Annotated in this window: 15 protein-coding genes; 6 read left to right on the plus strand and 9 right to left on the minus strand. The window is 59.7% G+C overall.

What is annotated here, in order from left to right:
• Window positions 1-254: 254 nt before the first annotated feature.
• A complete protein-coding gene (locus HWX48_RS09245; protein ID WP_175956875.1) occupies window positions 255-6,377 on the plus strand; it encodes an Ig-like domain-containing protein in 6,123 nt (2,040 codons plus the stop codon).
• Between the two features lie 99 nt (window positions 6,378-6,476).
• Here the strand turns inward: HWX48_RS09245 and HWX48_RS09250 are convergent, their stop codons facing one another.
• The gene (locus tag HWX48_RS09250; protein WP_175956877.1) at window positions 6,477-8,027 is read right to left on the minus strand and encodes an aminopeptidase P family protein; all 1,551 of its coding nucleotides are present in this window, start codon (window positions 8,025-8,027) and stop codon (window positions 6,477-6,479) included.
• 176 nt (window positions 8,028-8,203) lie between these two features.
• Here HWX48_RS09250 and HWX48_RS09255 point away from each other — a divergent pair, with 176 nt between their 5' ends.
• Both HWX48_RS09255 and HWX48_RS09260 read left to right on the plus strand, forming a co-directional pair.
• Window positions 8,204-9,046, plus strand: a complete 843-nt coding sequence (locus HWX48_RS09255) for a PHP domain-containing protein (RefSeq protein ID WP_175956879.1) — start codon at window positions 8,204-8,206, stop codon at window positions 9,044-9,046.
• Window positions 9,043-9,675: a MarC family protein gene (locus HWX48_RS09260; protein WP_175956881.1), complete on the plus strand. Its 633-nt coding sequence runs from the start codon at window positions 9,043-9,045 to the stop codon at window positions 9,673-9,675. The genes HWX48_RS09255 and HWX48_RS09260 overlap by 4 nt, the downstream gene beginning before the upstream one ends.
• A gap of 319 nt (window positions 9,676-9,994) precedes the next feature.
• On the opposite strand, the gene HWX48_RS09265 is transcribed toward HWX48_RS09260, so the two are convergent.
• Window positions 9,995-10,420, minus strand: coding sequence for a pyrimidine dimer DNA glycosylase/endonuclease V (locus tag HWX48_RS09265; protein ID WP_175956883.1), 426 nt, complete (start codon window positions 10,418-10,420; stop codon window positions 9,995-9,997).
• Between the two features lie 252 nt (window positions 10,421-10,672).
• Here HWX48_RS09265 and HWX48_RS09270 point away from each other — a divergent pair, with 252 nt between their 5' ends.
• Genes HWX48_RS09270 through HWX48_RS09280 form a run of 3 tightly spaced genes read left to right on the plus strand, consistent with a single transcriptional unit; the run spans window position 10,673 to window position 12,572 of the window.
• Window positions 10,673-11,041, plus strand: a complete 369-nt coding sequence (locus HWX48_RS09270; RefSeq protein ID WP_175956885.1) for a GntR family transcriptional regulator — start codon at window positions 10,673-10,675, stop codon at window positions 11,039-11,041.
• Window positions 11,038-11,733: an ABC transporter ATP-binding protein gene (locus HWX48_RS09275; protein WP_175956886.1), complete on the plus strand. Its 696-nt coding sequence runs from the start codon at window positions 11,038-11,040 to the stop codon at window positions 11,731-11,733. Before HWX48_RS09270 ends, HWX48_RS09275 begins: the two co-directional genes overlap by 4 nt.
• The gene (locus tag HWX48_RS09280; RefSeq protein WP_175956888.1) at window positions 11,733-12,572 is read left to right on the plus strand and encodes a hypothetical protein; all 840 of its coding nucleotides are present in this window, start codon (window positions 11,733-11,735) and stop codon (window positions 12,570-12,572) included. The genes HWX48_RS09275 and HWX48_RS09280 overlap by 1 nt, the downstream gene beginning before the upstream one ends.
• 304 nt (window positions 12,573-12,876) lie before the next feature.
• Here the strand turns inward: HWX48_RS09280 and HWX48_RS09285 are convergent, their stop codons facing one another.
• From HWX48_RS09285 to HWX48_RS09315, 7 genes are all read right to left on the minus strand, one after another.
• Window positions 12,877-14,856 carry an ATP-binding cassette domain-containing protein gene (locus HWX48_RS09285; RefSeq protein ID WP_175956889.1) on the minus strand — a complete coding sequence of 660 codons (1,980 nt, stop codon included), beginning with the start codon at window positions 14,854-14,856 and terminating at the stop codon, window positions 12,877-12,879.
• On the minus strand, window positions 14,856-16,082 hold the full coding sequence (locus tag HWX48_RS09290; protein WP_175956891.1) for a peptidoglycan-binding protein: 1,227 nt from the start codon (window positions 16,080-16,082) through the stop codon (window positions 14,856-14,858). The genes HWX48_RS09285 and HWX48_RS09290 overlap by 1 nt, the downstream gene beginning before the upstream one ends.
• A 176-nt stretch (window positions 16,083-16,258) precedes the next feature.
• A complete protein-coding gene (locus tag HWX48_RS09295; protein ID WP_175956893.1) occupies window positions 16,259-17,341 on the minus strand; it encodes a hypothetical protein in 1,083 nt (360 codons plus the stop codon).
• A 63-nt stretch (window positions 17,342-17,404) separates the two neighbouring features.
• Entirely contained in the window at window positions 17,405-18,091 is a 687-nt protein-coding gene (locus HWX48_RS09300) for a response regulator transcription factor (protein ID WP_175956895.1), read from the minus strand.
• Window positions 18,088-19,221 carry a hypothetical protein gene (locus HWX48_RS09305; RefSeq protein ID WP_175956897.1) on the minus strand — a complete coding sequence of 378 codons (1,134 nt, stop codon included), beginning with the start codon at window positions 19,219-19,221 and terminating at the stop codon, window positions 18,088-18,090. The genes HWX48_RS09300 and HWX48_RS09305 overlap by 4 nt, the downstream gene beginning before the upstream one ends.
• A 119-nt stretch (window positions 19,222-19,340) precedes the next feature.
• The gene (locus tag HWX48_RS09310) at window positions 19,341-20,393 is read right to left on the minus strand and encodes a hypothetical protein (protein ID WP_175956899.1); all 1,053 of its coding nucleotides are present in this window, start codon (window positions 20,391-20,393) and stop codon (window positions 19,341-19,343) included.
• A 283-nt stretch (window positions 20,394-20,676) separates the two neighbouring features.
• A complete protein-coding gene (locus tag HWX48_RS09315) occupies window positions 20,677-22,656 on the minus strand; it encodes a DEAD/DEAH box helicase (RefSeq protein ID WP_254873054.1) in 1,980 nt (659 codons plus the stop codon).
• Window positions 22,657-22,734: the final 78 nt, after the last annotated feature.

The raw sequence follows: 22,734 nt of genomic DNA on the forward strand, positions 1-22,734 counted from the left end.
CATGCTAACAAACAGGGCATCTCTGCTGAGAAAATGACTAATTGCTGCAATCCTCCTGAAAAAGGTCTGGGAAATTACCTCTTTGATTCTCAGGAATGTGGAATGTTGACCAAGAACACTGAAAATGACGAAGGTCTCTTCTCCATTTCCATAGCACAGCAGGGCGTAACGATCTAGGCTCGAAGTGAGTAGCGTCATTTCAGGCATTAAGCGCTGAGAAGGCATTTCAGGAAACAACAGTCGGGAGACTACCCATGAGGAAAGAAGCCCTCATCAAGAAGATGGCGAGCCTCACCACCGTCGTGGGGGTAGTGAGCGTCGTCTTCGCAGCGCTCCTTAACCCCGGCCAATTCAGCGCTAAAGTCGACCTCAACGACGGGGGCGTCTGGGTAACTAACGCGCGCCTCGGCCTCGTTGGCCACCTCAACTACCGGGCCCAAGCACTTGACTCAGCTATCCGCACGCAGAGCAGTTCCTTCGATATCTACCAAAACGGCGAAGAGCTTCACCTCGCCGACATCGAAAACTCCACACTCTCAGAAGTTGACGTCGCCACAGCCACCCTCACCTCCTCCAGCTCCTACCCCGGAATGGACGTCCAAGCAGGAGCCAACGCCCTCGCCGTCATTGACGCCCAAGCTGGACGAGTATGGCCCCAAAACCTCCACAAACACACCCCCTTCGAGCCTGACGAGGTCGCCCCCGCCATCGCCGGCATGCCCTCACCGACGGTGAGCGTTGGTGTTGACGGTACGATTCACGTCGCATCCGCGCAGGCACAGCAACTCATCTCCCTTCCCCCAGGGGCAGGTGCCGATAAAGCAATCACCCGCGAATTCCCCGAACTGCCCACCAACGCACAACTCTCCCTCACCTCCGTGGGCAGCGACGCCATCCTCTTCGACCGCCGCAGCCACACCCTCTACCTGCCCAACGGCACCACCCAAACCCTCCAAGGCACCACCTTCGCGCTCCAAGAACCCAGCGCAGCCTCCGACAGCGTCCTCCTCGCCACCGACGTCGCCCTCGTCAGCGTCCCCCTCGACGGAGCAGAACCCCGCACATCGGCAGCACACAGTGTGTCCGGCAGCCCCGTCAAACCCGTCTTCCACCAAGGATGCTCCTACGGCGCCTGGACGGGAGCAGGCACCTTCACCCGCGACTGCGTCGACGACAGCGACGACACCCTTCTCAGCGTCGACACCCTCCAACGGGCAAAAAACACCCGATTCCGCGTCAACCGCGACGTCATCGTCCTCAACGACACCAGCAGTGGAACCCTGTGGCTGCCCGACCACAATATGATCCTCATCGAAAACTGGGATGACGTGCACTCCCAGATCGAAAACGACACCGAATCTGAAGAAGACTCCGTCGACGACACCAAAGAAACCATCCTCCCCGAACGCACCGAGGAAAACACGCCCCCCATCGCCGTTGACGACGAATTCGGCGTGCGCCACGGCCGCACTAATATTCTCCCCGTCATCCTCAACGATTCGGATCCTGACGGAGACTTCCTCACTGCTGAACCTCTCACTCAACCCGCCGGAGCAGAAGTATCAATTGCCCGCTACGGCGCAGCACTCCAGGTGCGCGTCGACGACGGCACCAGTGGAACCCTCAGCTTCGACTACCGCATCACTGACGGACGCGGAGGTGTCGCACAAGCCAAAGTCACCCTCATCGTCCGCAAACCCGAAGAAAACAAGCCCCCCGTCCAAGCCATCGTGCCGCGCGTCGGAGTCGCCCTCAAGAGCAGCACCGTCTTCAATAGCCTCGCCAACTGGTATGACCCCGACGGTGACCCCTTCTACCTCGAACGAGTCTCCGCACCCGAAGGGCTCAACGTCCGCCAACGCGAAACCGGAACCATCGACATCCTCGAAAGCGGACACGGCCCGGGAACCGCCAGCATCGGCCTCAGCGTCTCCGACGGACGAGAAGCCGGAAGCGGCGAAATCATCGTCGACATCACAGGCATCGACAACACGCCACCCGTCGCCAATGTTGACCACCTCATCGTCCGACAGGGCAACACCACAGTCGGACGCGTCCTCGACAACGACACCGACGCCAACGGAGACCTCCTGCGTATCGCCCAAGTCAGCGCCCCACCCGCAGGAATCGGAGTGAACTGGGACGGCCTCGAAGGAACCATCTCCGTTGAAGGACGTGAGGTCGGCACCTACTACCTCACCTACCTCGTCAGCGACGGCCCCAGCACCGCCGCCGGCATCGTGCGCGTCGACGTCATCGACGGAAACTCCGACCTGCGGATTACCGCCGAAGACGACTTCGGTGTCCTTCCCGCAGGAGGGCACGTCCTCATTGATCTCCTCGCCAACGACTCTGACCCGGCCGGAGGAATCCTCACCGTCCAACAGCTTGACGTGCCAGCGACATCCTCGCTGATGGTAGCCCTCACTCACCACCAAATCGTGCGAGTCTCCGCACCCGCAGGTCTCCACTCGCCCCAGACCTTCAACTACACCGTCTCTAACGGGGTCAACTCAGCGGGGGCAACCGTCACCATCATCCCCAGCGACGCCGACAACGCGCAGTTGGGACCCGAACTCACCCCCGATCGCCTCACAGTACGAGTCGGCGACGTAGCCAGCGTCGCCGTCCTCGACAATGACCGATCCCCAAGCGGACTCAAACTCACCGTCGCCCCCACGCTCGACCACTCCATCGCGCCCGAGATCGCAACGGTCTTCACCTCCAATAACCTCATCCGCGTTCGAGGTGGCAAGACCCCCGGCAACGGCGAGATCTACTACAAAGTCACCGACAGCTACGGCAAAACCGCAACCTCCGTCGTCCACCTCACCGTCATTGGACCCGACGAAGGCGACAACACTGCACCCAAACCCCAAGACATCATCGCTCGCACCCTGGCAGGCAACGAGGTCCTCATCAATATCCCCCTCGACGGGATCGACCCCGAGGGAGACTCCGTCACCCTCGTTGGCCTGGGAACAGCGCCACGCCTGGGCACTGTCACCCTCGAAGGAACCTCCTTCCGCTACCGCGCAGGTGACGACACCGCAGGAACAGATAGCTTCACCTACATCGTCGAAGATCGCCTGGGACTGAGCGCCACCGGTCGCATCCACGTGGGCATCGCCGCGCGACCCTCAACAAACCTCAAACCCGTCGCCGTACCTGACCTCGTGCGCGTCAGGCCCGGAACACGAGTCGCCGTCGACGTCGTTCGCAACGATACCGACCCAGAAGGCGCCACCGTCAGCCTCGTCCCCGACTCCCTCACCAGCCCCACCCTGGCTGACACCCAAGCCTCCATCCGCAATGGGCGCATCCTCCTCAGCGCGCCCCACAGCGAGTCACGCCACACCATCTCCTACGGCATCCACGACGGAGCCGGAGGACGCGCTGAGGGCCTCCTGACAGTGATCGTCAGCGAGGACGCCCCTCGTCTTGCGCCCATCGTGCGTGATGACGCCGTCACCCGCGAGCAAGTCCAAGCCGCCACCGACGGTACCGTCAGCATTGATGTCCGAGCCAATGATGAAGACCCTGACGGCGACATCCTCGACACCACCGTCACCAGTGCCGACGCCAACCTCAAAGCCAACGCTGACGGCACCGTCAACGTGACCCTTGCAGCCGAGCCTCAGATCCTCATCTATACACTGACTGATAGCGATCAACTCTCCGCATCCGGACTGGTCCGCGTCCCCGGAATGAAGGTCGCCCGTCCCATTCTTGACACCCAGGTTCGCCCCGTGACCGTGGAAGCGGGCAAGACCGTCGATATTGACATCAACGACTACGTCTCCACACGTGAGGGCCGCAGCGTCCGACTAACCAGCGCGGAAAAAGTCACTGTCGGCATCGGGGCAAACGGTGATCGCCTCGTCAAATCACCCACCGTCCTGACCTTCACCTCCCGGCCAGACTTCTCCGGCCAAACCTCCATCACCTTCGAGGTCACCGATGGCGATGACGTCAACGACTCCGAAGGCCGAACCGCCATCATCAACCTGCCGATTACCGTGAGCGCCGGGCAAAACCGTCCACCCACCATTCGGCCCACCGCCATTGAGCTAGGTGCTGGCGAAGGCGGCACAACCGTCGACCTCGCCCCCATGGTTACCGATCCTGACAATGACGACCCCGCCTCCATGACCTTCTCCCTCGGACAAGTCCCCGCCGGAATCAGTGCCGCCCTGTCGGGCACGGCGTTGACGGTCAGTGCAGAACTCGACCAAGCGCAGGGAGATGCAGGCGCGCTCGTCATTACCGTCGACGACGGAAAGGGCGGAAGCGCCAGTGGGCAATTCCCCATCCGGGTACGCCCAAGCTCCCTGCCCCTCATGCAGATCTCCCCCGCAACCCTCACCGTCAACGAGGGGAATGAGGGCAGCATCAACATTAACGACTACCTCATCAACCCCCTTGCTGCGAAGGGGCCGGCCAGAATCGTAGGGCAACCGCAGGTCAGCGAGGGCGGAAGTGCCACCGTTAACGGCGAGACCATTACCGTCCGCCCCAAGGCTGGCTTCAGTGGCAGCTTCACAATCGTCTACCGCCTCGCCGACGCAAGCCGCGATCCCGCGCGCGAAGTCGAAGGTCTCCTGACCGTTCACGTCCGCGGGGTGCCCACCGCTCCCAGCAACGTGCGGGTAGAGGCCGCAGAAGCAAGTGCGGCGCGAGTCAGCTGGAGCGCTTCAGAATCGCGTGGAACACCGATCCTGCACTACACCGTGACCGACCACGCCCAGGGGGACGTCACCGAATGCGGACTGGCTACCAGCTGCTTGGTTCGGGAACGTACGCCTGGAACAGAACACCGTTTCTCGGTCAATGCGCACAACGAGGTAGGGGAGTCCCCCGCATCAGAGGTTGTCGCGCTCGCTGTGGACACCACTCCAGAGGCACCTGGTACACCTCGCCTCGTTGCTGGTGGTGGGCAGGTCACTGTGCGTTGGAATCCGCCGCGTAATGCGGGGTCGCCCATTCGCTCCTACGAAGTGGACCTGTCTCCCCACGGCGTTCAAACTGTCCACGCCGTTCCTGGCGATATGAGTGAGCAGAGCGTCACGATCAGCGGCTTGCAAAATGGCACCCAGTACGTCGCAAAAGTGCGTGCTCTTAACGATCAGGGGGTATCGAAGTGGTCTCCTGAAAGTACTCCTGCGACCCCCTTTGGTCCTCCCGGCCCGGTGACCGACCTGCAGGTGAACTACAACGACCTTGGGAATGCTCCGCAGGGAGCATCCCCTATTCTCACCATCCGCTGGACTGCACCCGCACAGATAAATGGCCGTCCTATCGAGTACTACACTGTGACTGCCGGAGGGGTCAGCAAGCAGGTTTCAGCCGGAGAAGGGACTGCAACAACAATCCAACTGCCATCCTTCCCCACGGAACAAGTGACCGTCACGGTGACGGCAACCAACGACCGAAACCAAGCAGATACCCACACCTCTGCACCAACAACGGTCACAACCTGGGTGGTGGGAACGCCGCCTCCGCCGAGCCAAGTCAATGCCACGGCCACCGGGGAAAACAATGAGATCCGCGTGACGTGGACGAATAGCCCCGGTGGAAACGGGTGGAGGCCCGCCGACCTGAGCTACGAGTGGAGTCGGGGTGAGGGGTGGTACCCGCTGACCCAAGAACTCTTGAGCCATCCCTCATGGGTTAACGGCGGACGCTACACCGTCATGCTGCGAGCAGTTGGCACTCGTGAGGGTAACACCGTCGTATCCGATACCAGCTCATCAAACGAGTTCTCTCCTTACGGTCCTCCAATCGCCCCGCAGATCTCCTGCGAAGGTGGCGAAAAGCAGGTTCAGTGTCGTTGGAGTGGTGGCGATCCCAATGGGCGATCGGCGTTCTTCGCACTACAAGGTCCGATCGAAAAAGATGTCGATGCAAGTGGCGAACAAACGTACGCAGTGAATCCTGGGGAGAGCGTTCGTGCATGCGTTGTTGTCACCCAAAGCGAGAGCCAAAGGACGGCAACGAATTGTGCCGAAGCCTCAGCTCATCCAGGTCCACCGGATGATGATGACGACGATGATGACGATGATGAAACGCCTGGTTCTTGGCGTATGATACTAACTCAGGACCCGGGTGATAGTCTGTCATTCACTCTCACTTACGATGGGGCATGGCGTCCTGGTTACCGTGTGATCTCGTGTTTCAACGCCCGGAACAGGCGTGAAGCTAACCCATCCAACTACTTGGGTGGTCCGTATCGAGTGTTCGTTGGAACAAAGTCCGATGTTCGCGTGCGCTGCGCAGGTAACCCGGCTAACCCGAGCCTGAGACCCAACGAGCATTTCTCCTTAAGAGTCGTTGATCTCGAGGGCAGTGAAGTGAACTGGGTGCCGCTGCACCGATAGGTGCACGTTGTTGTTCGTATGATGCCATTTCCCTGATACTGCTGAAATAGTGGAGGTTCCTGGGCGCTGTTCAGCAAGCCCTCGACTTCAGTAGAACCTTTAGCGTTGCAAGTGCGCAATCCATTCCTCAACGTCGGCGATCGTGCGAGGAATGTCCTCCGACATGCGCGTCACCGAGCCATCCTCATTGACAATGCAGTCATCTTCAATGCGCACGCCAATGCCGCGGTACTCTTCGGGCACAGCCAAGTCATCAGCGCGGAAATACAGGCCCGGCTCAATGGTGAATGCCATCCCCGGCTCCAGCAACGCGTCCTGGTACATTTCGCGGCGAGCCTTCGCACAGTCATGCACATCCAAGCCCAGGTGGTGGCTAGTGCCATGAGGCATCCAGCGGCGATGCTGCTGGCCATTCGCCGACAAGGACTCCTCAGCACTGACCGGCAGCAGACCCCATTCCTCCAGGCGCGCGGCGATGACCTCCATCGCAGCCTGGTGCAGATCACGGAAACGAGCGCCAGGCTTGTTGGCTGCTGCAAGGGAAGCCTCGCAAGCATCCAGCACAGCCTGGTAGATCTGGGCCTGGGGCTCAGAGAATGAGCCATTGACCGGCAGAGTGCGGGTAATGTCAGCGGTGTAGAGGGAATCAACCTCGACACCAGCATCCACCAGGATCAGATCGCCGGGGCGAACCTCACCATCATTATCAATCCAGTGCAGGGTATTAGCGTGATTGCCTGAGGCAGCAATCGTGTCATACCCTAGGCCATTACCCTCCTCACGTGCAACGGCACCAAAAGCGCCCTCAACCACGCGTTCGCCTCGCCGATGACCAATCGCACGGGGAAGAATACGGATAATGTCATCAAAGCCAGCGCGGGTGATATCAACGGCACGCTGCAGCTCAGCAACCTCGTAGGCATCCTTACACAGGCGAATCTCCGACAGGCGCTCATCCAAAGCATCATCCTCAACGCGGGCATCCCCACCAGAGGGCAGACCAGCTTGCTGGCGAACCTCGTTCACCATCGCCTCCACAGCCGCATCCACCTGGGGGACCACGCGCAGGCGCACCTGGCCAGCGTCCTTCGCCAGCGCATCACGCAGGGAATTAATATGCGCGCAACGCAGACCTGTCAGAGCCTCCATCTCTTCAAGGGAGGGACGCGCCCCTACCCAGAACTCGCCGTAGCGGGAATCAGCGTAGAACTCCTGGCTGGTACGCGACGCACGCGGCATCATGTACAAAACGGCTTCATGGGTCGAACCGTCAACGGCCTCACCCGGCGCTGTCAGGGGTTCAAGAACCAGTACAGCATCGGGTTCCTTGTCTCCTCCCAGACCCGTCAGATGAGCGAAAGCAGAATGAGCGCGGAAACGGTAATCCGTGTCATTGCTGCGCACCTTGTAGGTGCCAGCAGGGATTACCAAGCGTTCTCCTACAAAAGGCTTGCCCGCCTTATCCGCGCGTGCCTGCAGGAAGTCGGCGGCCGCCGAACGCTCGGGCATTTCAGAGGAGCGAGGCCCCCAGTGAGAGGCCATGAACTCGCGGAAGGCATCGGTTTCAGGTCGGTGGGAGCGGTTGTCATTGCGGTCTTCCATCGCCTGAGCGTCATGTGCAGTCTCGTGGTCAGCGTTGTGTTCAGTCATCATGTGTTCCATCATCCCACTTTTCTTCTGATGGAGTTTCTAAGGGAGGTTCCGTAGAAGGTCGGCTATTCAAAAGCCAGGTGCACAGGCTTGACCTGATGAGAAGCGAGGAAGATAGCGGATACTCTCAACGTCGCGGGGTGCACGACGTGCCCGCCGTGCTCTAGTGTCAGAGTATGCGCATTGATCCTCACACCCACTCGTCCTACTCGGACGGTACCGACACTCCCGCCGAACTCATGGAGTGTGCCGCGCGCGCTGGCCTGGGAATGATTGGACTGACCGATCATGACACCACCATCGGCTGGGACGAGGCAGTCGCAGCGGTCGAGTCCAGCGGTGTTGCGCTGCTTCGTGGGGTGGAGATGTCATGCTCTGCAGGGGGGATTACTGTTCACCTGCTGGGGTATCTTTTTGATCCTGCCGATCGGGAGCTCAACGCGGCCTTCGATTCGCAGCGTTCCACGCGTGAAAACCGCGGCCGACTCATGGTGGAACGCCTCAGCGCCGACTACCCCATCACCTGGGAAGACGTGAGCGCGCTTGCTCCGAACGGCGGCCCTGTCGGACGCCCTCACATTGCCGACGCCCTCGTCAACGCAGGAGCCTTCCCCCACCGTAATGCCGCTTTCGAGTGGGCACTACACCCCCGTGGCCCCTACTACATTCATCAAGACGCCGTTGATCCCGTCGACGCCGTCCGCATGATCCGAAACGCTGGGGGAGTGCCCGTCCTCGCCCACCCCCGCGCCGCTAAACGCCAACGGCTCCTCCCCGAAGAGGTGATAATCGCCATGTCCGAAGAGGGCCTGTTCGGCATCGAACGGGACCACCGCGACCACGACGAGGCCGCGCGCGCCGACGTTGAGCGCATAGCCACACTCTGCGGGCTAAGGATTTTCGGATCTTCGGACTACCATGGCACAGGCAAGCTAAACCGCCTTGGTGAACACCTCACCGACCCTGCGGTGATCGCGCAGGTAGAAGAACAAGGCCGACTGGAGGTTATCCGTCCGTGAATCTGAATGCGTGGGTCGATACGACCCTCCTAGCGACGACTTTCACCACGTTGTTCGTCATCATGGACCCGCCTGGCACCGTGCCCGTCTTCCTTGCCCTCACCGGCAAGTATTCCAAGGCAGACCAGCGGCGAGCTGCCGTCCAGGCCACGCTGACCTCTTTTGGTGTCATCGTGCTCTTTGCCGTGCTCGGCCAATACATCTTGACCTTCCTGCAAATCTCTATTGAGGCCCTGCAGCTCTCCGGTGGTATCTTGCTCTTCCTGGTCGCTATGGAACTGCTGATGGATCATGGTGACGCCGAAGAACCAGACACGGGCGATAACAACGTCAATGTTGCCCTTGTTCCTCTGGGCACGCCTTTACTAGCTGGGCCGGGCGCGATTGTGGCCGTCATGGTGTCGGTGACTCAAGCCAGCGATCATGCCGACGGGTGGATCGCTGTGCTCATTGCCGTGGTGCTCATGCACCTCGTCATCTGGGCAACCATGCGATTCTCGCTAGAACTGTCGCGCCTGCTCGGCAAGGGCGGCGTCATGATCCTCACCAAGATTTCTGGCCTGCTGCTGGCCGCTATCGCCACGCAAATGATTATGAACGCCATCTTCAAGTTCATCGCGAATAACTGATTGCTCAGGGGCGCTGGGGCGGGCGGTGCCTGTGCCTATGTTTTGAGGTGCCGAGGCACCAAGGACGGTGGCCCGGCCCGCCCGCTCACGCCTTGCTTTGCAAGGCGCTCGAAGCCCGGCCGATGAGGCGGGGCGCTTGTGTCTATTCGCCTACGCTTCGCTTCGGCTCCTATGCCCAACCGTGCCGCAAGCGCCCCACCTCACCCGCCTTGCCGGCCGCGCCGCCCTCGTCGATATGGGAGGGGCGTTGTAGTTTCTGGGGGTTATGCGGTGTGGAAACTGCAACGCGGTGTGTACGACGCTGGCTGAGGACGAGAGATTAGGGGCGCTCCCAGGGAGCAATGCCGCCGGGGATGATGTCGAACATGGGGTGGATTGCGGGAACCTCGTCCTTTTCGAGGGCGGCGACGGCTCCAGGTGTGCGCTGCCGGAGCTTAGCAAGTAGGTGCCCACGCTCAAAAGATATCTGGCCTGCGGTGACGGTAATGCGCGTAGTGCCAGGGCGGTCAATGCGCGAAGCGTCAAAGCGGTAGCCTCGCCGAGTTGCTTCCTGCTGGATGCCCGCAAGGAAGGTTCCGACCGCTTCGAGGGGATCCTCGCAGGCCTGGAAGCGTTCCAGCTGGGGATGCCGCGTGTAGCCCTTGGTTCGACCGGCAATCACGGCTTGGGCGAGCAGAGCCTCTCGCCAGCAAGCTGTGAGGCCCTGACGATCCAAATACGAGGGGTGAAGAGACCATAAGCGCATCCCTTAATTATTCCCTGTTCCTTGGAGGGCACTCGCTGCCATGGGAGGGGCGTTGTAGTTTTTGGGGGTTATGCGGTGTGGAAACTGCAACGCGGTGGGGAAAAGTTGGGCGAGGGGGAGAGGGGCGGTGAGGGTGAGGATGGCAAAGTCGGAGCTAGGGGTTGCGTACCTCCATGCCCATGGTGTATCACTGTATTAGGCAAGTAATACAGATGGGTGTTGGCAACACACCCACAACGATAGGAGGTGCCTATGGATCTCAATGACTCGCGACCACTGTGGATCCAGCTCGTCGAAGAATTTCGACGACGCATCGTCTCTGGAGAATGGGGGCCCGGTAGCAAACTCCCCAGCGTCCGCGAACTTGCCCTTGAACTCGGCGTCAACCCCAACACCATCCAAAAGGCATTGGGGGAGCTTGACCGAGAACACCTCACCCAAACGGAACGCACTGCAGGGCGCTTCGTCACCAGCGACGCCGACCTCGTCAATCAGGCGCGGATCGGACTCGCTCAAGAGGCAACCGACACCTACGTCAGCGCAATGAAAGGACTGGGAATAACCGCAGAACTCGCCGCTGACCTCATCACCACCCGTTGGGACAAGGAGGACCCCCGATGACTCCTCTCATCCAGATCGACCATCTCACAAAAGACTTCCGAGGAACCAAAGCCCTTGACGACTTCAGCCTCAGCCTCGAGGGCGGACGTATTGTTGGCCTGCTGGGAGAAAACGGCTCCGGCAAAACCACGCTGCTGAAAATCCTGGCCGGACTGCTCATGGACTACCAGGGCAGCGTCCGCATCAGCGGACATCAGCCAGGCGCGGCAACCAAGAAGCTCGTCTCCTACCTGCCAGACACCTCAGCAATCCCCACCAACCTGACCGTCACCCAAGCCGTTGACCTCTACGCGCGCTTCTTTGCCGACTTCGATCGCAGAAAAGCCCAAGAGATGATCGACTTCTTCGCCCTGCCCGAACACAAACGCATCAGCGAACTCTCACTCGGCACAGCAGAAAAACTCCAGATCCTGCTGGCGATTGCCCGCCAAGCGCAGATCTACCTGCTGGACGAGCCACTGTCCGGCATCGACCCAGCCTCGCGCGAACGCATCCTGCGCGGCATCCTCACCAACTTCAGCGAGGACGCACTCATGCTGGTCTCCACCCACCTTATCCACGACATTGAACCCGTCATTGACCAGACCCTGTTCATTAAACGTGGCCAGCTCATTCTCAACCAAGAAACTGACGCTCTGCGCGAAGAATACGGCAAGAGCCTCGAAGCCATCTTTAAGGAGGTGTACGCCTGATGTTTGGCGCACTACTTGCTCAAGAGTTCCGTTTCACGATGCGCAGTCTCCTGCAGATCCTCCTGTGGTCGGCGGCGGTGGGCGCGGTGAGCGCCATTATGGTGGCCACGGGACTGCCGGTGATTAGCCATTTAGGTCAGTTCTTCCTCAATATCGTCATTGTCGGTATTGGCATTGCCACGCTCATTGTCATGACCGTCCACTACTGGCGTTCCATGCACGGCTCGCAGGCGCCGTTCACACACTCCATTCCAGTGTCGGGGCGGATGCTTTTTACTGCGAAGGTTGTCTACTACATGGTGGCGGTCGCGCTCTCAGCGATTCCCACTCTGCTCGCCGCGCTTGTGTTGGTCACAGCTCAGACCATTGCTCAGGGCGGCAGCCTGGTCGACACCTACTCGATGTTGTGGGAGGGGACGTGGCAGATGTTGTCCGCTGTGCTGTCATCGGGGGCCATGGTGGCTCTGATCCTGACGGTTGTGTTGGCTTCAGTGGCGGGCACGCTTCAACTCCTTGGCGCCATCACCATTGGTTTCTCCGGGCGCTACACCGCGCGCGGCTATGTTGGCCCCGTTCTTGCTTTGGCGGCGACCTATCTCATCAACCAGGTCGTCGCTGTGGTGGGGATGCTCTTCATCCCGCTGAGCCTCACTATTGAGGGCGATGCGCCAACGGGAGTTGCATTCTCCATGATGCTGCCCGACCTCATCAGGGCAGTGCAGACGGGCGGAGAGCCTAGCCTGGTTGGCATGGGTGGCCCTCTGGCGACAATCCCGCTGGGCATCATTGCCGCTTTCTTGGCCATCCGAGCTCTGGAAAAGCACCTCTACGTGCGCTAACGCTTGTAGGGATCAACATGCGGGGTGTGAGTCTTGGGCGTTGTCCCAACACTCACACCCCCGATCCTTTGCGAGGCAGAGCTGCGTCCGTACTGCCGCTGTCAGGCAAGTAAGGGCGGGGGATGGGGCGGAGGGTGAGAGGGCCAGCTATGGGAGGGGCGTTGTAGTTTCTGGGGGTTATGCGGTGTGGAAACTGCAACGCGGTGTGGAAAAGTTGGGCGAGGGCGGGGCGCAGCGGGCGCAGGCAGACGGCCGACCGCAGACAGGCGGGCGCAGCGCGGTGTGGAAAAGTCGGTGAGTGGCTTCAAGAGCGCAGCGCATCGGAGGGTTCAATCCGGGAGGCCCGCTGGGTGGCAACGACACCTCCGAGTAAGCCCACGAAGATCCCTCCGAGAATGCCCAAGGGCACCATGACGGGGTCGAGGACGGGTTGCCACTGGCGGGCGAGGGTCACCCCCAGGATGACGAGGACCGCGCCGTACACTCCGACGATGCCGCCCAGGACGCCGATGACAAGGGATTCAGTCATGACCAAACCGGTGACGTGAATCCTGCGTCCGCCGATTGCTCGTCGAAGGCCGAACTCTCCGATTCGTTGGAAGACTGCTGCTGTCATGGCATTTGTCATGGAGAGCACTGCGGCAAGTAGGGCAACCCCTGTCAGGGTCAGCAGCATGGTTTGGAGGTTGCTTTCGATGTTTTCTCTCAGGGTCGTGGGGTCAGGTGGGGCGTCTACTCGGACGCTTTCTGGGGATGCGGGGATCCACGCGACGGGGCCTTGTTCAGCGACTTGTTGGGCTGCTCCGGGTACTACTTTGACTTCGGCGCTGTAGTAGCGCACGGCGGAGAATGATTGCGCTTCGTTTTCGGCGGTGATGATTGAGCGCATGAGGGCAAGTTGCAGGCCGGCATCCGTTAAGACGCCGACGACTCGTTTGGGTTGCCCGTCGATCCAGACTACGGGCGAGGCGAGGAGGGGGCCGAGGTTGATCTCTTGAGCGACTTGCGCACCGAGGAGCACTTCTCCTTCTAAGAGCGTGGGAATACGTTTCTCAGCGGCAGATTGGGCGCTATCAGTGGGTGGTGTGTCTTGTGCTAACGCTCCGATTGGCCCGTTTCCGGTCTCAATTGTGACGATTTGGGAGGGTATGTAGCCGTCGACCAGGCCAACAAGGTCGTAGGGGACCTGTTGGCCGCCCGCGCTACTGAGAGGGGTGGCGGTGATGCGATGTTGGCCGTGGGTCACGGTGATGAGTGCGTCTTCGACGCCCGCCAGTTTTTTCACTCGTTCGAGGGAGTCGTGGCTGCTGGCTTGCCGTCCGCCTGGCGAGGTGTGCGCCGCTGAGCTTTGCAGGGCGACGCGTTGGTTTCGTTGGGCGTCGAAGATGTCTGAGACCTGGTACTGGGCGGTTTGTGCGAGCCCTGTGGTGGTCAGGGCCAGGCCGACGCCGAGGGCTACGGAGGCAATGAGTGCGATGCTGCGTGCGGGTTTTGCCCAGAGTCCCTTCCATGCGTCGCTGAGGGCGTCCTTAATGCGGACGGTGGAGCTTGTCCCTTCGGGCGTGGGGGAGGGACGTTCCCGCTCCGTAGAAGGATGACGAGGCTGAGCTGCGGGGTGAGTCTCGCTGACAATCCCATCGAGGACGTGCAAACGCCTGGGTGCTCTGGCTGCTACGGCGGGGTCGTGGGTGACGAGGATAATGGTGATTCCTTGGGCGTTGAGGGCTTCAAGGGTGTCCATCACCTGTTGGCCATTTGCTTGGTCGAGGTTGCCTGTGGGTTCGTCGGCGACGAGGATCGGCGCGCCGGAGGCGATGGCGCGGGCAATGGCGACGCGTTGGCGTTCCCCGCCAGAGAGCGTCGCGGTGTCTTGTTCTGCTTTGTGTTCAAGCCCAACAAAGCTCAACGCTTTTTCTGCTAGTTCTCTGCGGCGTTTGGCGGGGAGGCCTCGGTAGAGGGTGCCAAGAGCCACGTTGTCGAGGACGTTGCGCCCATCAAGCAGGTGGAAAGACTGGAAGATGAAGGAAAAAGTGGAGGAACGGAGGCGGGCTCGTTGTACGTCAGTCAGTGTTGTTGTGTCAGTGCCGTCAATGAAGTAGCTGCCACCTGTTGGGGTGTCCAGAAGGGCGATCTGGTTGAGCATGGTGGATTTGCCCGACCCGGAAGGTCCTTCAATGACAACATATTCACCCTGCTCAATGGTTACTGTCGCGTCTTTCAGGGCCGTGACATTGACCGGACCGGTGTAGGTTTTTGCAAGCCTTTCGAGGCGCAGGGTAGCCATCAGCGATCCACTCTGACCTTGAGGCCTTCGCTGAGTGCCCTGTCGGCGTGCATGGATTCAATGGCGCACATTCCTGTGACGCAGGCGAGTTGGCGGATAGGTACTTGAATGAAAGAGTCCGCCTGCTGAAGCAGGATATGTGCCTGACCGGCGGCATCAGTGGCAATGGCCCGTTGAGGTACAGCTAGGACGCCCTGGAGGGGATCGGTGAAGTTAATGGTGATGAGGATGTCGTTGTGTCCTGCCCATTCCAGTGGGATAGTGCCGTTTTCGGGGGTAAATTCAATGATTGAGCTCCCTGAGCTCTCACGCATCTGGGCGCCTTCTCCTTCTTCTTTTTTCTCGGCGATTGTGCTGATGCGGACGTTGATTTCTTCGTGTCCAAGCACTGCGGTTCCGGGACGTCCTTCCATCAAACGTGCCGCTACAGGTCCGGGCACTTCACTGCTGACGGTGATGGTCGAGGACGCTAAAACAAGCATGCTGTTTTCATCCCCAAGGGTTGTGCCCAGCCCGGGAACAGCGTTGACGTGCGCGGGCAGGCCGGGAATGACGAGGATTTCGCTGGCGGGCAGGTACGTTTCTTTCTCTACCTTGGTGGGGGCGGCGGGCCTGGGCGCGGTGGAGGTAGATTGTGCACTATCCGGCGCGACCTCGGATGTGGGGGGTTCTGGTTTCTTTTCTCGCTGGGGTGCTTTTGCACCGTTTTCCGAATAGAGATCCTGAATGCACGCGGCTGTCCACGCGCCAAAGTGCCCGTCTGGGTGGAGGTCGTAGCCGAGTCCTTGCAGGGCTTTTTGAATCATGCGGACGTCTTCGCCGCTATCGCCTGGGCCCAGATCACGATAGAGAGGAAAACCCCCGGAGAGCGCGATGAGGGGGCGATCGTTGATCCATGTGATGACTGTTCCTGAGCGGAGCTCTTGGCCCTGCTGGATTCCCTGCGAGGTGATGACAGATGTTGCCCCAGCTTTGGGGAGGGTGAACTTTCGTTCCCCTGACCGCCTGGCGCTTGCTTTCATGGTTGTCCGCTCAACCAGGTCTGTTTTCTCGATCGCAACAAGGACGGGCTGCGCGGCAGGTGGAGCAGCGGCAGCGGCGCGCTGCGCGCTGGATTGAAATTGGCTGGCTGCAACCCAGGTTGCGCCGATGAGTGCGAGCGCTGCGACGATGACAGTGCCGATGATGAATCGGCGTTTTATCCGTTTGCCTGTGTGTACTGTCATGTCATTCTTTTCTGTAAGGGCTCTTCTGAGGTGGAGCTTGCACTGCTCATGCAGCGTGCCTTTTTAAGCGTGCCTTTTCAGAGTTGGGGCCGGTTCAGAGTCGGGGCCGGTTTTCTGGCGTTCGCGTGCCGAGTAATTGATGGGTGTTTATTGCGGGGCGTGCCAGTAGAAGCTGACTATTTGTAGCCGTACTCGGCAAGAATCTGGAGGGCTCGGGCTGCTTTTTCGGCCCTCCCGTCAAACTGTGAACGGAGCTCCTCGCGATGCGCCGTCACGAACTCTTCACGGATTGCCCATTCTGCCTCGTAGAGTTCCTCATTCCAGCTCGAGCTTTCGCGGCACTGGGCGTCGTGGACGGCGACGGCAATCTCGTCGGCACTTGCTGCGTCAGCATTTGGACTGCTGGAGTCGTCGAAGGAAACCCAGCGGTTTTGGAGGCTTTCCGGCAGTGCATGAACAGAAGTAACATCCCACGGCTGGTCTGGAAGGTCGGGGATGCCCAGGGGCTGCATGCACTCATTCCAACGCCCGGCTGCGGCAACGATGGCAGGGGCTTGACGGTCGGCGTGCAGTCGGTTGAGCTGTGACCCCACAGTCGCTTGGGCTTCGAGTACTTCCAGCGCCATGTCTGCTTCACTGCCCAGGAAGGAAGCATCGCCCGAGTCGGTGCCTGGCGCTGCTTCGTAGTTTCGTTTCTTCCATTCCTCAACGCTGATCCCATCGAAACGGGCTCGCGCGATTAAATCGCACTCATGGTCAGCCATTCTCTGCTCGTGGGATTCACTCTGGGGATCACGGTAGGGCACACCTGGAACTCGGCTGGGATCAGGGGCCAGGCGGTACCCGTACTTGCCGGCGAGTTCCTCGTTAAAGAGCCGTTCCCCACCCGGTCCGTAGGATTCGGAGCGCGGAGCGAAAGGAACGAGGTGCATTTTTTCTTCCGTGAATCCCCGCTGGTTCATGCACTCAACGTGCATGAGAACCTGAGCCGCAGTTTCCAGTTCCCAGTCACGATGGTCGAAATACGGGTCTGTTGGCAGCGTCCACTGTTTGCGGTCTTTCACTGGAAGTTCATCACTGAAGATAGGCATACGCGAGGGGTCAAAAGTCACCTCTGCCGCGGTGCTTTGGGCGGCGCTTTCAGCCACAGGCTCCTGCTTTCGTGGCGTGTCCTCAGCCTCGGTGGCCGTACAGCCTGCGAGGACGATCACGCCGATAGTGACACTCCATAGTGCCTGCCTGCGTGCCTCTTTCAGCATGAATCCTCCTTGAATATCTGCTGACGTGCTCTTTTTATCCTATGAGCGGGAAGGCATGTTTCTCTATTGAGTTTTGTTAACAATTCCTGCACGTGCTGCTCGTAGAGCCACTTCCGTTCGGGACTGGCAGCCGAAGTGATCCAAGATCTGGGTGACGTACACGCGCACGGTGCCTTCTGAGTAGGCGATTTTCTTGGCAATTTCTTTGTTTGTTGCTCCGGTGATGAGTTCGTCGTAGACGGCACGCTGTCCGATGCTGAGTTCGTCGACGAGTTCGTTCCAGTGTGTGGAGGAGCGGTGGTAGTCGCCCATGAGTTTGAGGGTGCTGATGGCCGCATTCGTTGCTTGGGGGGACAACACATGCTCGCCGACACGGATACGCTCAAGTGCGTCGATCACGTCCTTGATGGGCATGTCTTTGGTGAGGAATCCGGCGGCTCCGGCTGCCAATGCCGCACTGAGGCGTTCAGATCGTTCGAAGGCCGTGTACATGGCGACGCGAATATTCGCGTGCTCTTCAGTAATGATACGGGTTGCCTCAACACCGTCAAGGTGTGGCATTTCGACGTCCATCAGCACGAGGTCGGTGGGGATCGTTCGCAGGAGTTCGAGCGCTTCGTATCCGTCGTGTGCGGTGGCAACAATGGTGATCTTTCCGGCTCGCTGGAGCTGACGGGCAAGACCTTCACGCAGGGCATCGTTGTCTTCGACGAGCATGACCTTCATGGGGGTTGGCGCGGGGCGTGTCACGGTTCTTCCTTGTCTTGTGGGCTGGCCTGGAAAATGGGGATGCGCACGCTGTGGAACCAGGTTCCGTTTGCCGGGCCGATGAGGACATCAAGGTCGAGGGTTTGGCCTTTTTCGTAGAGGCTTGCAATGCCCAGTCCTGAACTGAGCGCCGTTTCTGTTTCACTTTCACTCAGATGTGCGCAGGGGGACACGAGTGCGATTTCGAGGTGGCGGTGGGTGGTCTCAGCCCAGAGAGAGATGTCGCTTCCGTGGGGGGCGTATTTGGTGCAGTTGATGAATCCTTCTCGTAGGAAGGTGCACAGGAATTCTGTCGCCCGCTGGTCGAGGGCTTTGTTGAGGTAGGAGCGGTTGGGCAGGTCAATGGTGAGTGAGTGATCGCCGCGGGTGAGAATTTCTTGGCCCTCTCGGATGACGTCGCCAAGGCTGAGGTTCTGCTTTGTTTGCCCGCCTTCTGCGTTGGTGAAAACCTGACGCAGGTAGATGGATGCTTGTACGGCTTTGTCTTCAATGGTGGCGATTCCGCGCGCCATGTCATCTGCATGTGGACTGTCAGCACTGTGGGGGTGGAGGTTGTGGAGTTCGCGTGCTGTCATGATGATTGCGGCGAGGTCGGTCATCACGGAGTCGTGAATGTAGCTGGCAATGTCAGCGCGTGTGGATACGGCAATGGTGTGGATTTCTTCTTCGAGTTGTTCGATCTTTTTCCTGTTGGTGTACAGGAATGTCCCCATTCCGACACCCAGACATGACTGAATGCTTAGGGATGTCAGGCGCTGAATGGGTAGAACTGGCCAGGATGCGCCAATGTGAATGGAAGCGATTGTTCCTACGGCAAGGACGGCGTAGGGCCAGTAGCGTTTCTGGGCGATGAGTTCAGCGAGTGCGAGTATGACAAGCAGCCCGCTGAAGGGGATGCCACTTCCGATGGCGGTAGCGGCTGAGGCTCCGATCACTGCGCAGATGCCGAGTGCGCCGATCAGCGGCCAGCGGGTGAGGAGTATGGCAGACAGGAGAAGAAGGAGACTGGGCGTTAAGGCGCTGAGAGATCTTCCTTGCAGAACGTGGATGACCAAGAAATCCGCACAGAAGAGGGCAAGGGCAGAGAGGGCGTATGCATGGTTCTTGTTCAATGCCTGCCCTTCCTTTGTCGTGCTTTCAGGATTTTAGTGTGCAGGATTTCAGGCCGCTTGCGGAGCCCCCTTCTTCTTAACTTTTGTTAACGAGGCTTTCGCCGGGGTGCTGGTGAGCGCTACTGCCCGTAGCCGTTTTCGAGGTAGACCTCGGTCGCGTTTTTGACGTGCTGGCGTTGCCGCTCGAGGAGCGGAGCAAGTTCGGCGCGGTGTGCGGTGACAAACTCTTCACACAGCTTCCATTCTTCCTCGTACAAGGTGTCAAACCAGCCTGAGGAACGCCGACAATTCGCATCGTGTACGGCGTACTGCACTTCTTCCTGTGAGGGTGTTCCGCCAGTGTCCCAATTCCATCGGTCCTGGAGGGAAATGGGCAGATCGTAGCTTGCTGTCTCCCACGGAAACTCTGGAAGATCAGCAATCCCCAATGGTGCCATGCACTCACGCCATTTTTGTGCAGCGTCAAGCAAAACAGGCTGTTGAAGATCCAACGTCAAACGACCCAGTTGCCTTTCAGCATCCGAGCGGGGGTCTTCACCAAGGAGAGCACGGGCTTCCTCTTCAGTTTGAGGAATTTCCTTGAGGGAGGAAACACGCTGCATCTCTTTCTTCAGTGCCTCATATTCATCGGGAGTGATCCTTTGCATCGCATCATCACGACACTGCGCTAAGTGCTGTTTCGCGTCGCCACCTAAGGTCGAGGCGTAGGTGTCAGGCGGTGGCGCTCCCTCCACGTAGGAGTTGGTTCCATCCAAGCGATAGCCAAAACGGGATGCAATGCCCTCATTAAATATTTTCTTGCTTGATCCCCAAGGATAAACTTCATCTTCTGGTTGGAACAGCTTGATATGAAGCGGGAAGTCTGCATAGCCTTTTTGCTGCATGCAGTGAACTTCCGCCACAATTTTAGCGTCGACAACGTAACTGCCGAGTGTCCGGCCGTCGTAAACATCCGTTGGCAACACCCAGCGATCTTGATTTTTCTGAGGAAGCGCATCAGATAGCACGATCTGCGGGATGCTTGTCGCCCCTTCGAGCCCCTGATTGCTCGATTGAGGAGCTGACGTCGCCTCTTCAGAGGAAGAAACATTACCTGCATCTGATGCGCTGCAGGACGCCAAGACAAGAGCGAAGCAGAGCAAAAATGCGGTTGAGCGTCCACGTGACTTCATTGTCCTCATCTCCGAGATACTCAAGGTTTTCGTTGGGGAGCATTCCGATGCTCCGGGCCGCTGCAGGTCTGATTGGAAGTTTTCTCTCTACTACGAGGCAGCGATCGTTGAGAGTTGCTTCATAATACCTAATAGAGAGCGGAGTTCAACCCACTTCACTTGTGCCTGCAGACAAGGCGGGCGCAAGCGCGGGATACAAGTGGATCTTTGCCATAACGGTAAGGGGCCGGGTGAACGCCCTGCTTGCGTTCACCCGGCCCTCACGTTTAAGTAGATAGCGCCGTCAGTCCTCGCTTGTGCGCACCTTCGAGATGCGGCGACGACGACGCGGCGCACCACTCGCGCCAGAAGTCTTCCCAGCAGAGCCTTGAGGCGCAGCTCCCTGCTGATCGCCCATAGTCTGCGCGTTCGCCCCACGTCCGCGACGCGAGCTGATCCGGTGCTCAGCATCGGTGCGGTGCCCAGAACGTCCACTCGCAGAACGTCCACCGCCAGCGCGCTTAGCAGCGCCAGCGTCACCGCGCTCACCAGCGCCCTCAGCGCCGCGCCCGCCTCGTGCTGCAGAACCTCCTCCAGCAGCCCCGCGACCACTGCCACGACCACCCGAGCGGCCCCCACGGCCAACAGTGCGGCTGCCACCAGAGCGCCCACCAGCGGTACGACCTCCAGCGCTGCGCCCTCGCCCAGCGGAACGATGACGAGTACCGGTCTCACCCAGATCCTCAAGAACCTCAGCCGCCAGCCCCTCTCGCGTGCGCTTTGCGCGCGGCAAACGAGAGGTCACATCAGAAGGAATATCCAGGTCAGTAAACAAGTGAGGCGACGTGTGGTAGGTCTCCAGCGGATCGGTCACACCCAAGCCCAAAGCCTTCGAGATCAACCCCCAACGAGGCACATCATCCCAGTCCACGAAGGTCACAGCCGTGCCCGAATTACCCGCGCGGCCCGTGCGGCCAATACGGTGAATGTAGGTCTTTTCATCCTCCGGGCACTGGTAGTTAATAACGTGGGTGACATCGTCAACGTCAATGCCACGCGCAGCAACATCGGTTGCCACCAGCACATCCACCTTGCCCTTACGGAAGGCACGCAGGGCCTGCTCGCGCGCGCCCTGACCCAGGTCGCCGTGCAGTGCGCCCACAGCAAAACCATTGGCAGTCAGTTCTTCACCCAGGCGGGCAGCCGTGCGTTTCGTCCGACAGAACACCACGGTCTTCCCACGCCCGCGCGCCTGCAGAATGCGAGAGACAACCTCACCCTTATTCATCGCATGCACACGGTAAATGACCTGCTTAACGGACTTCACCGTCGCCCCCTGATCGGTGGGATCCTGAGCGCGAATGTGGGTGGGCTGCTTCATAAACTTACGCGCCAGAGCAATGACCGGGCCGGGCATGGTGGCCGAGAACAGCATGGTGTGGCGATTCGCGGGAGTGCGCGACAGCAACACCTCAACGTCGGGCAGGAAGCCCAGGTCAAGCATCTCGTCGGCCTCGTCCAAAACCACGGTTTCCGCACCCGACAAGTGCAGGTGACCGCGGCGCAGCAGGTCAATCAGACGCCCAGGAGTGCCCACCACAATATCGACGCCGCGCTCCAAGGCCTCGATCTGTGGCTCAAACGCAACGCCACCGTAGACATCGAGAATACGCAGGTTCAGGTATTTCGCGGCCGCACGCAAATCGTCACCCACCTGCTTTGTGAGCTCACGGGTGGGCAAAATAATGAGCGCCTGAGGCTTATTGGGATTGAGGAGGTCCTCATAGCCTTCCTCGTCGGGGGCAATGACGTCTTCGAGGACGGGAATACCAAAGCCCAAGGTCTTACCCGTACCGGTTTTCGCCTGACCAATAATGTCGTGGCGGTCAAGGGCCACAGGCAGGGTCAGTGCCTGAATGGGGAAGGGGTGGACAATGCCGCGTTCTTCGAGGGCGTCAACGATGGGGTCGGTCACGCCAAAGTCAGCGAAAGTCTTCTGGTTGAGGTCTTCCTCGCCACTGTTGGTAATGTCGGCGGGCACCTCCACCTCAGGGGCGGGGGCGACAATGTCACCCAGGCGCACGACACCAGCGGAGTACTCCACAGTTTCGGTGGGCGCGGTGGGCGCGGCGGGTTCGTTGGGCGCTGCAGCTTCGGCGGGCGTGGCAGAAGCAGCGCCTGACGAGGGGCCCGCAGAAGCAGACTTCGCAGCGACAGTATCGGCGGCGGTGGCCTCGTCCTTAGGCATAGGGGCAGGGGAATCTATAAAGGTAGTGTCGGTCATCACGATGAGCCTTATCTCCGGAAAAGAAAGCATCCGGTGGTGTGGAGCAGCCGATCGTGGAATACCACCCGCAGTGTC

The sequence above is a fragment of the Schaalia sp. Marseille-Q2122 genome, from assembly GCF_903645355.1.
Lineage (GTDB): Bacteria > Actinomycetota > Actinomycetes > Actinomycetales > Actinomycetaceae > Pauljensenia.